The organism is Rhizobacter sp. P5_C2 (assembly GCF_054049715.1).
In genome coordinates, this window is sequence record NZ_JBFULV010000006.1 from 102129 (window position 1) to 115035 (window position 12907).

12 protein-coding genes and 1 pseudogene are annotated in these 12907 nt (G+C 71.2%); 3 read left to right on the forward strand and 10 right to left on the reverse strand.

What is annotated here, in order from left to right; genetic code table 11:
- Positions 1–96 precede the first annotated feature (96 nt).
- Genes ACXJLU_RS03675 through ACXJLU_RS03685 form a run of 3 tightly spaced genes read left to right on the forward strand, consistent with a single transcriptional unit; the run spans position 97 to position 4369 of the window.
- Positions 97–1020: a PEGA domain-containing protein gene (locus tag ACXJLU_RS03675; RefSeq protein ID WP_457329124.1), complete on the forward strand. Its 924-nt coding sequence runs from the start codon at positions 97–99 to the stop codon at positions 1018–1020.
- 9 nt (positions 1021–1029) lie between these two features.
- Entirely contained in the window at positions 1030–2199 is a 1170-nt protein-coding gene (locus ACXJLU_RS03680) for a serine/threonine-protein kinase (RefSeq protein WP_457329125.1), read from the forward strand.
- Between the two features lie 40 nt (positions 2200–2239).
- A complete protein-coding gene (locus ACXJLU_RS03685) occupies positions 2240–4369 on the forward strand; it encodes a TonB-dependent receptor family protein (protein ID WP_457329126.1) in 2130 nt (709 codons plus the stop codon).
- 87 nt (positions 4370–4456) lie between these two features.
- Here ACXJLU_RS03685 and ACXJLU_RS03690 read toward each other — a convergent pair whose 3' ends face one another.
- From ACXJLU_RS03690 to ACXJLU_RS03735, 10 genes and pseudogenes are all read right to left on the reverse strand, one after another.
- Positions 4457–4993: a hypothetical protein gene (locus tag ACXJLU_RS03690; RefSeq protein WP_457329127.1), complete on the reverse strand. Its 537-nt coding sequence runs from the start codon at positions 4991–4993 to the stop codon at positions 4457–4459.
- Positions 4990–5691, reverse strand: a complete 702-nt coding sequence (locus tag ACXJLU_RS03695; protein ID WP_457329128.1) for a hypothetical protein — start codon at positions 5689–5691, stop codon at positions 4990–4992. The genes ACXJLU_RS03690 and ACXJLU_RS03695 overlap by 4 nt, the downstream gene beginning before the upstream one ends.
- Positions 5672–7270 carry a GspE/PulE family protein gene (locus ACXJLU_RS03700; protein ID WP_457329129.1) on the reverse strand — a complete coding sequence of 533 codons (1599 nt, stop codon included), beginning with the start codon at positions 7268–7270 and terminating at the stop codon, positions 5672–5674. Before ACXJLU_RS03700 ends, ACXJLU_RS03695 begins: the two co-directional genes overlap by 20 nt.
- 15 nt (positions 7271–7285) lie before the next feature.
- Positions 7286–8488 carry a type II secretion system F family protein gene (locus ACXJLU_RS03705; protein ID WP_457329130.1) on the reverse strand — a complete coding sequence of 401 codons (1203 nt, stop codon included), beginning with the start codon at positions 8486–8488 and terminating at the stop codon, positions 7286–7288.
- Between the two features lie 16 nt (positions 8489–8504).
- Positions 8505–8927 (reverse strand): type II secretion system major pseudopilin GspG, encoded by a 423-nt coding sequence (gspG, locus tag ACXJLU_RS03710; RefSeq protein WP_457329131.1) that lies wholly within the window; start codon positions 8925–8927, stop codon positions 8505–8507.
- On the reverse strand, positions 8924–9406 hold the full coding sequence (locus ACXJLU_RS03715; protein WP_457329132.1) for a pilus assembly FimT family protein: 483 nt from the start codon (positions 9404–9406) through the stop codon (positions 8924–8926). Before ACXJLU_RS03715 ends, gspG begins: the two co-directional genes overlap by 4 nt.
- A complete protein-coding gene (locus ACXJLU_RS03720) occupies positions 9393–9782 on the reverse strand; it encodes a type IV pilin protein (RefSeq protein ID WP_457329133.1) in 390 nt (129 codons plus the stop codon). The genes ACXJLU_RS03715 and ACXJLU_RS03720 overlap by 14 nt, the downstream gene beginning before the upstream one ends.
- A complete protein-coding gene (locus ACXJLU_RS03725; RefSeq protein ID WP_457329134.1) occupies positions 9782–10279 on the reverse strand; it encodes a type II secretion system protein in 498 nt (165 codons plus the stop codon). Before ACXJLU_RS03725 ends, ACXJLU_RS03720 begins: the two co-directional genes overlap by 1 nt.
- Complete coding sequence (locus ACXJLU_RS03730) at positions 10276–12564, reverse strand: cohesin domain-containing protein (RefSeq protein ID WP_457329135.1); 2289 nt, start codon at positions 12562–12564, stop codon at positions 10276–10278. The genes ACXJLU_RS03725 and ACXJLU_RS03730 overlap by 4 nt, the downstream gene beginning before the upstream one ends.
- A gap of 14 nt (positions 12565–12578) precedes the next feature.
- Positions 12579–12907, reverse strand: a pseudogene (locus ACXJLU_RS03735) (hypothetical protein); the annotation flags it as partial.

Consider the following 12907-nt stretch of genomic DNA (forward strand, 5'->3'; position numbering starts at 1 on the left):
AACCGGTTGCATCCCGCCACCGGGGGAGGGGCGGTGGTAGGCTCAAATGCGTTTCCAATCGCGTCTCCCATTGCCGATCCAAACGCTTGCCGCCCGATGCCCGAAGAAAACCGAGTCCCGACCGCGAAGCCTGCGAGCGTCGTGTTCGCCCGCATCCGGGAGTTCGGCAGTTCGTCGGTGGCCGAACAGGCCACGCTGAAGGCCCGGCTGGAAGCGCGCGCCGCGGCGGCCTTGGACTCAGTTCCTGCCAGCGAGCGCGTCGTGCTCGACGCCCGCGACGGCATCGCGATCGTGATCACCGCCGATCCGCTGGTGGCCTTCGACGTCGCGCAGCGCCTCGCGCGCAAGAGCCGCAGCCGGCGCTGCGTGGTCGGCCTGAACCACGGCGCCGTCAAACTGGTGACCGACGCCCAGGGCGGCCCGGCGCTGATGGGCGACGGCCTGAGCACCGCGGCGGCCATCGCCACCTTCGCGAAGCCCGGCCGCATGCTGGCCACCCGCAGTTTCCGCGACGCGCTCGATGTGAACTCGCCGGGCGCCGCGCGCCGGCTCGAGCTGGCCGGCACCTCGATCGACGACCAGGTGCGCACGCACGAGCTGTTCGCGATCAACCCGCAGGCGAGCCTGCAGTACCAGCGCCGGTTGCTGCTGGCCGGCATCGTCGGCAGCGCGCTGCTGATCGGCGGCGGCGTCGCGGTGCGTTGGGGGCTGGACGAGTGGCGCGAGGCCACCCAGGGCGCGGTGATCGTGTTCGACGTGAAGCCGCAGGCCGAGGTGTCGGTCGACGGCGAGCACAAGGGCAGCACGCCGCCGCTGGCGCAGATCGAACTCGCGAGCGGCCCGCACACGCTGGAACTCACTGCGGCCGGTTTCCCGCCGTACAGTACCGAGGTTCAGGTCGCACCGGGCGAACGCATCACCATCCAGCACCGCTTCGTCGCGACCCCGAAACCGGCCAAGGCCGGCAAGCAGGGCAAGGGTGGGTTCTGGCAGGACCTGCGCCGCCGGCTCGGAAACTGAGCCTGAGCCATGAACTCACCGGACACCGTCATCCACACGCACATCGACCCGCGCATCCCGCCGCAGCTGGGCCGCTACCGCATCCAGTCGGAGCTCGGCCGCGGCGCGATGGGCGTGGTGTACCGCGCGCAGGATGAACAGCTGGGCCGCCCGGTCGCGCTGAAGACGCTGTACATGGGCGAGGATGCCGCCGCCGAGCATGCGGTGCGTTTCCAGCAGGAAGCGCGCGCCGCCGGCGGCCTGAACCACCCGAACCTGGTGACGGTGTACGACGTGGGCCGCGACGGCGACTGGGCCTACCTGGCGATGGAGCTGCTCGAAGGCGTCGAGCTGCGCGACCGGCTCGCGAGCAGCCGGGTCTCGCTCGCGATGGCGGTCGACATCGTGCGGCAGGTAGCGCTCGGCGCCGGCGTCGCGCATGCGCAAGGCGTGGTGCACCGCGACATCAAGCCGGCCAACATCATGCTGGTGCACGGCCGGCACGCGAAGCTGATGGATTTCGGCATCGCGCGCATCCCCACGTCGGACGTGATCACGCAGACCGGCACCATCCTCGGCTCGCCCAAATACATGTCGCCGGAGCAGATCGCCGGCAACGAGATCGACCACCGGGCCGACATCTTCTCGCTCGGCGTCGTGCTGCACGAGATGCTGACCGGCACGACGCCGTTCAACGGCGCCGACGTGAACCAGCTGATGTATGCGATCGGCCATGCCGAGCCGGCGATCCCGAGCCGGCTGAACCCGGACGTGCCGGTGGTGCTCGACCTGATCGTCGCGAAGACGCTGGCCAAGCAGCCGGGCGACCGCTACCAGAGCGCCGAGGCGCTGGCCGCCGACCTGCTGGCCTGCCGCAGCAGCCTGTCGAGCGCGGCCGATGACGAAGCCGCCGACGCCGAGGCGTCGCTCGGCAGCGGTGTGTCGATGACCTCGTTCACGCCGCTCGCGCAGAGCTTCGCGACGACGCAGTCGATGACGCGCGCGTCGTTCGCGCCCGACATGACGCTGCTGTCGGTGTCGCGGCGCTTCGATTCCGAGGCCGCGCTGGCACGGCTGCGCGACGGCGACCTGCTGGTGACGCCCCCGCCACCGCGCCAGCGCTGGCGGCGCGGGCCCTGGCTGCTGGCGGCGACGCTGGCGGCAGCCTTGTTCACCAGCCTCTCCATCGTGTTCGGCTGAGCCATACGATGTCGGCACATCGATTGCCGAGCGTGTGAGCATGAATCACCGAATCCCCTTTTCTGCGCTGACGCTGGCCGTGCTCACCGCGCTGTCCCCACCGGCGCTCGCGCAGCAGGTGCTGCCCACCGTCACCGTGACGGCCACCCGCACCGAGACGCCGCGCTTCGACGTGCCTGCCTCGATCGACGTGGTCGACGGCGACAGGCTGCGCGACGGCCGGCTGCAAGTCAACCTCTCCGACGGCCTCGCCGGCGTGCCGGGCCTGCAGGCGCGCGACCGGCAGAACTACGCGCAGGACGTGCAGATCTCGGTGCGCGGCTTCGGCGCGCGATCGACCTTCGGGATCCGCGGCGTGCGCCTGTATGTCGACGGCATCCCGGCGACGCTGCCCGATGGGCAGGGCCAGATCAGCAACGTCGACCTGAACTCGGTCGAGCGCATCGAGGTGCTGCGCGGGCCGTTCTCGGCGCTGTACGGCAACTCGTCGGGCGGCGTGCTGCAGATCTTCACCGAAGAGGGTGAAGGCCGGCCGGCGCTGAGCTTCGGCGTGGCCGCCGGCAGCGATGGCGCGTGGCGCACCAGCAGCAAGCTGTCGGGATCCGAAGGCCGGCTGAGCTACCTGCTGAGCACGAGCCATTTCGAGACCGACGGCTACCGCGACCACAGCGCCGCGCGCCGCGACCTGGGCAACGCGAAGCTGGTGTGGCGCGCGGACGAGGACACCCGCTGGAGCGTGGTGCTGAACAGCGTCGCGCTGCCGTTCGCGCAGGACCCGCTCGGCCTGACGCGGGCCGCGTTCGATGCCGATCCGCGCAGCGCCGATGCAGCGGCGACCGATTTCGACACCCGCAAGACGGTGTCGCAGACGCAGGCGGGCATCGTGCTCGACCGGCGGCTGCCGGCCGGCAACGCGCTGCGCGTGATGGTGTACGGCGGGCACCGGCGCACCGAGCAGTTCCAGTCGATCCCGGTGGCGACGCAGGCCAACCCGCTGCACCCCGGCGGCGTGATCGACCTGCGGCGCGACTACAGCGGCACCGACTGGCGCTGGACCACGAAGACCACCATCGCCGACCGGCCGCTGACGCTGATCGGCGGCGTGGCCTACGACCGGTTGCGCGAGTTGCGCCAGGGGTATCTCGATTTCACCGGCGCCCCGGCCACGCCGCAGCGCGGCCAGCGCGGCAGCTTGCGGCGCGACGAGACCAACTTCGCGAACAACCTCGATCCTTATGTGCAGGCCTCGTGGCAGCCTGCCGCCGACTGGACGCTGAACGCCGGCGTGCGGCACAGCCGGGTGCGCTTCGAATCGCACGACAACTACATCGTCGGCGCCAACCCCGACGACAGCGGAAGCGCCGACTACAGCGCCACGCTGCCGGTGCTCGGCGTGCTGTGGGCGGCCAGCCCGTCGCTGCACCTGTACGCGACGGCCGGCAAGGGCTTCGAGACGCCGACGCTGAACGAGCTGGGCTACCGGCCGAACGGCGCGACGGGGCTGAACTTCACGCTGCAGCCGGCGACGAGCCGCAGCCTGGAGCTTGGCGTGAAGGCACGGCTCGACGGCATCGGCGAGGTCAATGCGGCGGTGTTCCAGACCCGCACGTCGGACGAGATCGTCACGCTGACGAACACCGGCGGGCGGTCGACCTTCCAGAACGCGGGCAGCACCCGGCGCACCGGGCTGGAGCTCAGCGCTGTCGCGGCCTTGCCCGAGCCATGGAAGGCGCAGGCCGCAGCCACCTGGCTCGACGCGCGCTACCGCGACGCGTTCATGACCTGCACCGCGACGCCGTGTGCGACGCCGAACGTGGCAATCGCTTCAGACCAGCGCATTCCGGGCATCGCGCGCAGCAGCTTTCAAGCGAGCCTGGCCTGGGCGCCGCCGCAAGGCTGGCGCGCCGGCGTCGAGGTGCGCGCGTTGAGCAAGGTGTTCGTCAACGATCTCAACTCGGATGCCGCCGCAGGACAAGCCACCGTCGGCGCGAGCGTCGGGCATGTGCTGCTGATCGGTTCATGGCGGCTCGACACCTTCGTGCGCGGCGACAACCTGTTCGATCGCTCATACGCGGGATCGGTGATCGTCAATGAAGGCAATGCCCGCTATTTCGAGCCGGCGCCGGGGCGCAATTGGGTGGGTGGCATCACCGGCCGCTACGCCTTCTGAGAGATCCCCGTAGCCCGGATGCCAATCCGGGATGTGTCGGACAAACCCCGGATTGGCATCCGGGCTACGGATTGGCTCAGGCCACCGTCACTCTCGATTCCTCCACCGCGACACGATCAGCGCGATCGGCCGCCCACTGGCGCCCTGCGCCGTCCCTTGCGCCGTCGCCAGAATCCAGCGCTCGCTCGGCTCCCCGGCGTTGAGGTCTTCCAGGTACTTCAGCAGTGCCTCGTAGGTCGAGAACTCGACCTGCACCCGCACCGTGGCATCGGCACTGCTGATGTCCACCGACACCGGCAGCACGCCGACCGTCGCCACCGATTCGAGCGATGCCAGGGCCGCGTCGATGGGCACGCGCTGCAGCCGCAGCGCCGCGTGCGCATCGGCCGCATACGCAGGCGGCGGTTGGCCCGTCACCGTGCCGCGGCGCGAGGTTTGGTGCACCAGTGCGTCGGCGCGCGCATTCCAATCCTGCATCTGCGCACGCACGCCGGCGGCATCCGCCCGCAGCGTCCAGCCCCATGCCGCCAACGCCACCGCGGCGAACAGCAGCAGCACCGTCACACCCCACCATCCGCGCCCGGGCGGCGAGCGGCGAACGAAGTCGACCTCGATCCGCTTCATGCCCACGGCTCCATCACGGCGTCCGTCAATCCGGCGCCGGACGACAAGGCCACCCGCAGGCCGTCGCCCTCCGCAAGCCCGAGGCTCAGCACCGTGCGCTGCAGCCAGGCCGCCGCGCGCTCGGGCGACGGCAGCGGCGAGCAGGTGGCCGCCGCGCTGAACACTGCGTCGCGGCCGGCCAGCACCACCAGGCTCTCCGGTTCGGCAACGACGATGCGCGACAGCGCCGCGCGCTCGTCCAGCGCCCGCGCGATCGCGGCCGTCCACCAAGGCTGCATGGCAGTCGCTCGCACACCTTGCGCCGCCAGCACGCGCTCGATGGTCTCGCGCGCCGCGGTCTCGATCGCGACGCCCAGCACCGCCTGTCCGGGCGGGGCGGCATCCAGCCACACCTCGCAGGGCCCGGCCAGGCCGGTCTCGTCGGGCGCCAGCGCCGCCGCCAGGCGCCGGGCTTCGGTCCAGCTGCGCAAACCCGGCACCGGCGGCACGATGAACGGCCGCGCCAGGCTGCCGGCGAGCCACAACGCGACGCGCGGCTTGCGCACCGCCGGGTCGGCCTTCAACGCCGCCGCGACGGCCGCGACGCCGGCCTCCAGCCCGTCGGCCTGCCGCCACTGCCACGGCTGCCCGTCGACGCGCCAGGCCACGCAGCGCTGCCCCACATAGGCCTGCGCCCCTTCAGATGGCACCGACGACACGCCGCACCTCCTCGATCGTGGTCTCGCGCTGCAGCACGCGCCGCACCGATTGCTGGTCCAGCGTCAGCGTGCCGCCCGCATAGGCATGGCGCTTCAGCACCGACAGCGGTGACCCTTCGGTCACGTGATCGCGGAACGCATCGTCGATCACATGCACCTCCGAGATCACGAAGCGCCCCTTGTAGCCCGAGCCGTGGCACAGCGGGCAGCCGACGGCCAGCGGCACGCGCACGCCGTGCTCCGCGACCACGCCCAACCACTGCGCCTCGCGCGCGGTCGCGTCGCGCTCGCCGGCGCATGCCGGGCACAGCCGGCGCATCAGCCGCTGCACGACGACGCCGTTCAGCGACGACATGAAGCCGAACATGTCGAGCCCGAAGTGCCGGAAGCGGCCGATGATGTCGGTCAGGCTGTTCGCATGCACCGTCGTGAAGACCGAGTGGCCGGTCAGCGCCGACTGCACCGCGATCTCGGCCGTCTCGGCATCGCGGATCTCTCCCACCAGGATGCGGTCCGGGTCGTGGCGCAGGATCGAGCGCAGCCCCTTCGCGAAGGTCAGCCCCTTGCGCTCGTTGACCGGAATCTGCAGCACGCCGGCCAGCTCGTACTCGACCGGGTCCTCGATCGTGATGATCTTCTCCAACCCGGTGTTGATCTCGGACAGCGCCGCATACACCGTCGTCGTCTTGCCGCTGCCGGTAGGCCCGGTGACCAGCATCATCCCGCTCGGCGCCATCGACAGCTCGCGGATCAGCGCCGCGCCGGTCGCGTCGAAGCCGAGCAGGTCGAGCGACACCGTCGCATCGGTCTCGCGCAGCTGCGCCTTGTCGAGCAGCCGCAGCACCGCGTCCTCGCCGAACACGCTCGGAATGATCGAGACCCGCAGGTCCACCCGCCCGCCCTGGATGTCGATGCGAAAGCGCCCGTCCTGCGGCAGCCGGCGCTCGGTGATATCGAGCTGCGCCAGCACCTTGATGCGCGAGATCACCTCTTCGGCCTGCGTCGCGCCGTCGAGCCGCGCGAAGCGGGCCATCACGCCGTCGAGCCGGTGCTTGACCGTCACGCCGCCGCGGTCGCATTCGAAATGGATGTCGCTCGCGCCGGCCTGGAAGCCGGCGCGGATCGCGCTGTCGACGAAGCCGACGATCGGCCCGTCGGCCACGGCCGTCGGTTTCGCCGCGGCACCGGCCTCCTCGCGGGCAGTGCTGCCCTCGCCTTCGCCAAGCCAGGTGCGCATAGCCTGCGCGCTCGCCGCGGCAGGTGGCAGCGTCTCGCCGATGCGGCCGCACAGGCGGCGCAGCTTCGCGTCGTCCCACGGGTCTTCCATCGCGAGCCAGCGCTGTGGCGCACCGGACCCGTTGACCGTGACGACGACGCAGCGCGCGAGCGCGGCCTGCTCCATCGTCAGCACCGACCAGTCGGCCGTCGCGGCGGCGGCACGCGCCAGCACCTCGACGCCCGCCTCCTCGCGCAGGCGGCGCTCCAGCTCGGGCCCGGGCGCGCTGCGCAGCAGCACGTCGAGCACGCTGCCGGCGCCGGCGCGGTGCTGGCGACGCGCGTCGGCGATCAGGGTGGGCAACGCATTGCTCATCGGTCAGCGCACTCCATTGGCAATGTCGAAGATCGGCATGTACATCATCACGACGATGCCGCCGACCAGCAGCGCCACCAGCAGCAGCAGCACCGGCTCGACCAGCCGCGTGGCCCGCTCGACGAAGGTGGTGAAGGCCGCGGCATGGCGCTGCGAGATGGTCTGCAGCACCACGTCGAAGCTGCCGGTGCGCTCGCCCACCGCCAGCAGCCGCTCGGCCACCGTGTCGGTGAGACCGGCCTGCGACAGCGTCGCCGACACGCGCTTGCCGCGCGCCAGGTCGACGCGGGCGCGCGCCACCGCATCGCTCATGCGCGCGCCGAGCCCCAGCGTCTCGCAGATCGCCATCGCTTCGTCGAGCGTGTAGCCGCCGCGGAACATCAGCGCGAGCGACTGGTACAGCTTGGCGAGCCGGAAGTGATCCCACTGGCGCTGCAGCGGGCCGATGTGCGAACCCACGGCGATGACGAAGCGCATCGCGCCGCCGGAGCGGATCCACCACGCGCCGCCCAGCACCAGCGCCACCAGGCCCGCAGCCACCTCGGCGGTGTGCTGCGACACCGCCTTGCTGAAGCCGAGCAGCACCTGCGTGGCGGTGCTCAGGTTGCCGTGGAAATCGGCATACATGCCCGAGAAGCGCGGGATCACGTACAGCAGCAGGAACAGCGTGATCAGCAGGCCCAGCGTCACGACAACGGCCGGGTAGATCGCGGCGCTGACCACCTGCTTGCGCAGCGCGCCCATCATCTCGTCGTGCACCAGGAAATCGGTCAGCGCGGTGCCCAGCGTGCTGGTGCGCTCGCTGGCCTTCACGCTCGCCACCAGCACCGGCGGGAAGGCCTGCGACTCCTGCATCGCTTTCGACAACGGCCGCCCTTCGCGCAGCGCGCGCAGCAGGTTGGACTGGATGTCGCCGCGCGCGCCCTGCGACGACTGCGCCTGCAGCGTCTCGAGCGCCTCGACGACGGTCATGCCGGCCTGCAGCAGCGTGCGCAGTTCGCGGCACCACCACGCCACGTTGAACGCCCCCGCCCCGCCGCCGAGCAGCGGCGCGCGCGCCGGTGCACTCGCCTGCGCCTCGGCGCCGACGAAGACCAGCCCCTCGCCCGCCAGCTGCGCCTGCACGGCCTGCAGCGAATCGGCCTGCGCCAGCCGCTCCAGCACGGCGGCCTGGCCGGGGTCGTAGTAGCGGACCTTGAAGTGCACGGTGGTGGCCGCCGGTTCAGCGCGTCAGGTCGGCGTCGTCGTCGGTGCCGCCGGGCGCGCGGTCCTTGCCGAGGCTCAGCAGCTCGAACTCCTGGCCCTGCAGGCCCGGCGCGCGGTACTGGTAGGGGCTGCCCCACGGATCCTGCGGCAGCGCGCCACGCAGGTACGGGCCGCGCCAGCGCGGCTCGTCGGTCGGCGCGACCAGCAGCGCCTGCAGGCCTTGCGCAGTCGTCGGGAAGCGGCCGGTGTCGATGCGGTAGGCCTGCAAGGCCTTGTCGAAGGCATCGAGCTGGGCCTTTGCGGCGGTGACCTCCGAGCGGCTGATCTGGCCGAGGAAGCGCGGGCCGACGATGCCGGTCAGCAGCCCGATGATGAGGATCACCACCAGGAGTTCGAGCAGCGTGAAGCCGCGTGCGGTGCGAAAGGAGGGGACGGTCATGATGTCGGCAGGATCGGTTTGGCCAGGAAGACCCATTGGTTGTACTGCGCGGCGGGCGGCATGTCGGCCAGGCCGTCGATCTGCAGCGGCGTGTGCCGCAGCGGCTGCGCCTCGCTGGTGCTGAACACGCCGCGCACGGTCCCGTCGGCGGCGCGCACGACGCCCAGCGGGCGGCCCGGCATCAGCGGGTCGGTGTAGAGCCGGCGCAGGTGGCGGCGCGTGCCGACGAAGCGGCTGTCGAGCAGCAGGTTGTCGAGCGAAGCGGGGTACTGCTTCAGCGAGCCCGGCGAAGCCTCGCGGTAGCGGGCGATGGCCTGCGCATACAGCGTGCCGATGCGCACCAGTTCGTCTTCGCGCTCGCGCTGCGCCGCGTCGGCCCAGCGCGGGCCGGCGATCGACAGGCCAAGCGACATCAGCGCGATCAGCAACAGCACGATCACGTAGGTGAAGCCGCGTGAGGGTGACTTACCAGCTCGCATACGCGCTCCCTTCTCGCGAATTGCCCGGCGCACCGCTGTGCACGTCGGACACGCCCGCGCTGCCGCCGCCGTCCGACCCCACCAGCACCCAGCTGTCGATGCGGTCGGTCACCGGATCGATCGGCATCTGCCGCAGGTAGCGCGCCTGCACCAGTTCCTGCAGCGCCGCCGGGTAGCGGCCACGGTCGGCGTAGAACTTGTCGATCGCGTCGCGGATCGCCGCCAGGTTCTGGCGCAGCACGACCTCGCGCGCGCGGTCGACATGCTCGGCGTAGCGCGGCACCGTGATGGCCAGCAGCAGGCCGATGGCGGCCATCACCACCATCAGCTCGATCAGCGTGAACCCGCGTGCCTTGTCCTTGTGCATGACCTGCATCACCAGTCCTTCAGCGGCACGCCGTTCAGCCCGCTGCGCGTGGAGCGGGAGAACACGTCGTAGACATCGGCGCCGGCCTGCGGCTGCTCGGCGGACGACAGGTAGCTGCGCACGCCCCAGGTCTGCTCGGCCGGCAGCTCGCCGCCGGCGAACGGGTCGCGCGGGATGCGGCGCAGGAAGACCAGCCGCTGCGCACCAGGCAGGCCGGTGTCGCCGCTGACCAGCGCCTGCAGGCTCGGCGGGTAGCCGGTGGCGCCGGCCGGCTGCGACAGCTGGCCCTTATCGTTGGCGCGCTTGTAGGCGTCGATCGCCTCGCGGATCTGCCACAGCGCCTGCTTCAGCTCGCGCTCGCGTTCGCGCTGCAGCGTGATCTCGGCGAGCGGGAAGACGGCCGCGGCGAGCACGCCCAGCACCGCCAGCACGACGATCAGCTCGACCAGCGTATAGCCCGCGGCGCGCGGGCGCCGCGGCATGGTGAGCGCGGGCAGCAGCTTCATTTGACGATCACCTTCAGCGGCGACGGCAGGGCGAACGGCTGCGCCGGGCTGTCGATGCCGAGCGGCTGCGCGCCGAGCACCGTCAGCTCGGCGGTGCCGGCAGCCGTCGCCTTCAGGCGCACGCTGAGCAGGCTGCCCTGGCCGCTCGCGCCGGTGGCCTGGTTGCGGATCGCGCCGGCCTGCACACGGCCCTGTTCGGCGTCGATCGTGCGGCTGAAGCTGGTGGCGGCGCCACCCTGCTTGAAGAGGTCGCCCTCGTCGACATCGACCACCGACAGCAGCGCCTTGCTGACCGAGAACTGCACCGGCGCGCCGCGCAGCGCGACCGGCGTCGCGAGGTTCAGCGTCGCGACGAAGGTCTCGCCGACCTTGACCTCGGCCGGTGCGCTCCAGCTGAGCGTCGGCGCGACCGCCGCAGTCGCGGACGTGGGCGTGAGAGCAGGCTTCGCACCCGGCACCGCCACGCCCGCAGCGCCGGCCACAGGCGCGCTGGCCCCCGCGGCGGGCGCGACGGCCGCCACGCGGCCCGCCATCGGCCGCAGACGCGGCGAGGTTTCGGTGCCGACCCACATCTCGGTCTCGTTCGCGTCGGGGCGGCGCAGGTTGCGCACGATGTGCGGCGTGATCGCGAGGACCAGCTCGGTGCGCGACGAATCGTCGAGCTGGCTCGAGAACAGGCGCCCCAGCACCGGCAGGTCGCCCAGGCCCGGCACGCGGCTCGCGTTGGAGCGGTCTTCGCTGCTGATCAGGCCGGCCAGGATCTGGGTCTCGCCGTCGCGCAGGCGCAGCAGTGTCGACGCGTTGCGGGTGCCGATCTGGTAGGCGAGCGTTCCGGAGTTGGTCTTGACCTGACCGGCCAGCGAGCTCACTTCGAGCGCGATGCGGATCGCGACGTCGTCGTCGGCGTAGATGGTCGGCTCGACCTCCAGCTTCAGGCCCACCTCGATGTAGTTGACGCTGTCGGAAATGAAGTTGCCGGTGCCGGTGGTGACGGTGATCACCGGCAGCTTGTCGCCGATCAGGATCTTGGCCTTCTCCTTGTTCTTCGCGCGGATGCGCGGGTTGGCCAGCGTGTTGAAGTCGCCGACCTCGCGGCGCAGGTTGACGAGCAGGCCGCCCACCGTCAGGCCGATGTTGTCGCGCGTCAGGTTGCGCACGTTGCCGAGCGTGAGCCCGGTGGCGCCGGCCGGCGGCAGCGGCGTCAGCGCGAAGGTGTCGGGGAACTTGATGCCCAGCTCGGTCAGGCGGGTGGTGCGGATCTCGATCACCTCGACGTCGAGCATCACCTCGGGCTCGTGCGCGTCGTACAGGGCCATCAGACGCTCGGCGAGCTGGATATTCTCGGGCGAATCGCGCAGCGCCAGCATGTTGGTGCGCTCGTCGACGAAGGGCTCGCGCACGCGCAGCATCGAGCGCAGGAAGGCAGCCGCACCCTTCGCATCGCCGCTGGAGAGGTAGAACACCTTGACGACCTGCTCCTGGTGCTCGCGCTGCTTCTCGGGCGTGTTCGGGTAGATCAGCAGCGTCTGGCTGTCGATCACCTTCTTCGCGAGCTGGTTGGTGCTGACGATCAGGTCGATCGCGTCCTCGACGCGCGCCGAGCGCAGGAAGACGGTGACGCGGGCGTCGGGGCGCACGTCCTTGTCGAGGATGAAGTTGATGCCGCTGTTGCGCGACACCACGTCGAGCACGGTGCGCAGCCCGGCGTCGCGGAAATCGAGCGAGATCGGCCGGGTTTCGGCGAGGCCCTTCTGGTTCGCACGCGCCTCGGCCTGGCGCACGTCGACCTCGATGCGGCGCTGGAAGGCGAGCAGGTCGGAGTTGCGCGGGTTGTCTTTCAGCGCCTGCTCGACCACGCGCAGCGCGGCGTCTTTCTGCCGCGCGGCGGCCAGGCGCTCGGCCTCGGTGAGCGCGGCGCGCTGGCGCTGCTCGGTGGCCACGTCGGCGAGCAGGTCGTCGATACGGCTGCTGTTCGGGCTCAGGGTCTTGGCGCGGCGCAGTGCCTGCTCGGCGATGTCGTAGCGGCCGGCGGCGCGCGCGGCGGCCGATTCGGCGATCAGGCGGGCCAGCGCCTCGGTGCGAGCCTGCACCTGGCCGCTGCGCAGCGTGGTGCTGTTCGGGTACTCCTTCAGGCCGGCATCGAGCTGGCTGAGCGCCTGCTCGTAGTTGCCGGCGCGCAAGGCCTGCTGGGCTTCGTCGCGGTAGCGCTGTTCGGCGCAGCCGGCCAGCAGCAGCAGCGCGAGCGCGAGGGGCAGCGTGCGAAGGGATCGTGCGAGGGTGGTCATGGAGCTGCTGACGTTCACTGCGGTGGCGGCGCGATGCCGATGGTGGCGCGCTGCCCGAGCGGCGGGTAGACGAGTTGCACGGCCTGGTCGGTGATGGATTCGACGAGGTAGCCGTCGTCGAGGCGCTGATCAACGGTCACCTCGATCGGTGCGCCGCTGCCCTTGACGAGGAAGACGATGCGGCCGCCTTCCGGCGTGAGCATCTGGCCGTAGAAGCGGTAGTTCATCGGCGGCGCCATCGGGGCCGGCGGCGGCGGCGCGACGACGGGTGGTGGCGCTGGCGGCGGCGGCGGCGCGGGTGGGAGGACCGGCTGGAAGAAATCGCGCTTGGCGGGCTCGAGGG

What these genes read in the sequence shown, in the direction of transcription:
- ACXJLU_RS03680 (WP_457329125.1), top strand. Translation starts at nt 1,030, where the DNA reads ATGAACTCACCGGACACCGTCATCCACACGCACATCGACCCGCGCATC.
- ACXJLU_RS03720 (WP_457329133.1), bottom strand. Translation starts at nt 9,782, where the DNA reads ATGCAGGTCATGCACAAGGACAAGGCACGCGGGTTCACGCTGATCGAG.
- ACXJLU_RS03725 (WP_457329134.1), bottom strand. Translation starts at nt 10,279, where the DNA reads ATGAAGCTGCTGCCCGCGCTCACCATGCCGCGGCGCCCGCGCGCCGCG.
- ACXJLU_RS03685 (WP_457329126.1), top strand. Translation starts at nt 2,240, where the DNA reads ATGAATCACCGAATCCCCTTTTCTGCGCTGACGCTGGCCGTGCTCACC.
- ACXJLU_RS03675 (WP_457329124.1), top strand. Translation starts at nt 97, where the DNA reads ATGCCCGAAGAAAACCGAGTCCCGACCGCGAAGCCTGCGAGCGTCGTG.
- ACXJLU_RS03730 (WP_457329135.1), bottom strand. Translation starts at nt 12,564, where the DNA reads ATGACCACCCTCGCACGATCCCTTCGCACGCTGCCCCTCGCGCTCGCG.
- gspG (WP_457329131.1), bottom strand. Translation starts at nt 8,927, where the DNA reads ATGACCGTCCCCTCCTTTCGCACCGCACGCGGCTTCACGCTGCTCGAA.
- ACXJLU_RS03715 (WP_457329132.1), bottom strand. Translation starts at nt 9,406, where the DNA reads ATGCGAGCTGGTAAGTCACCCTCACGCGGCTTCACCTACGTGATCGTG.
- ACXJLU_RS03690 (WP_457329127.1), bottom strand. Translation starts at nt 4,993, where the DNA reads ATGAAGCGGATCGAGGTCGACTTCGTTCGCCGCTCGCCGCCCGGGCGC.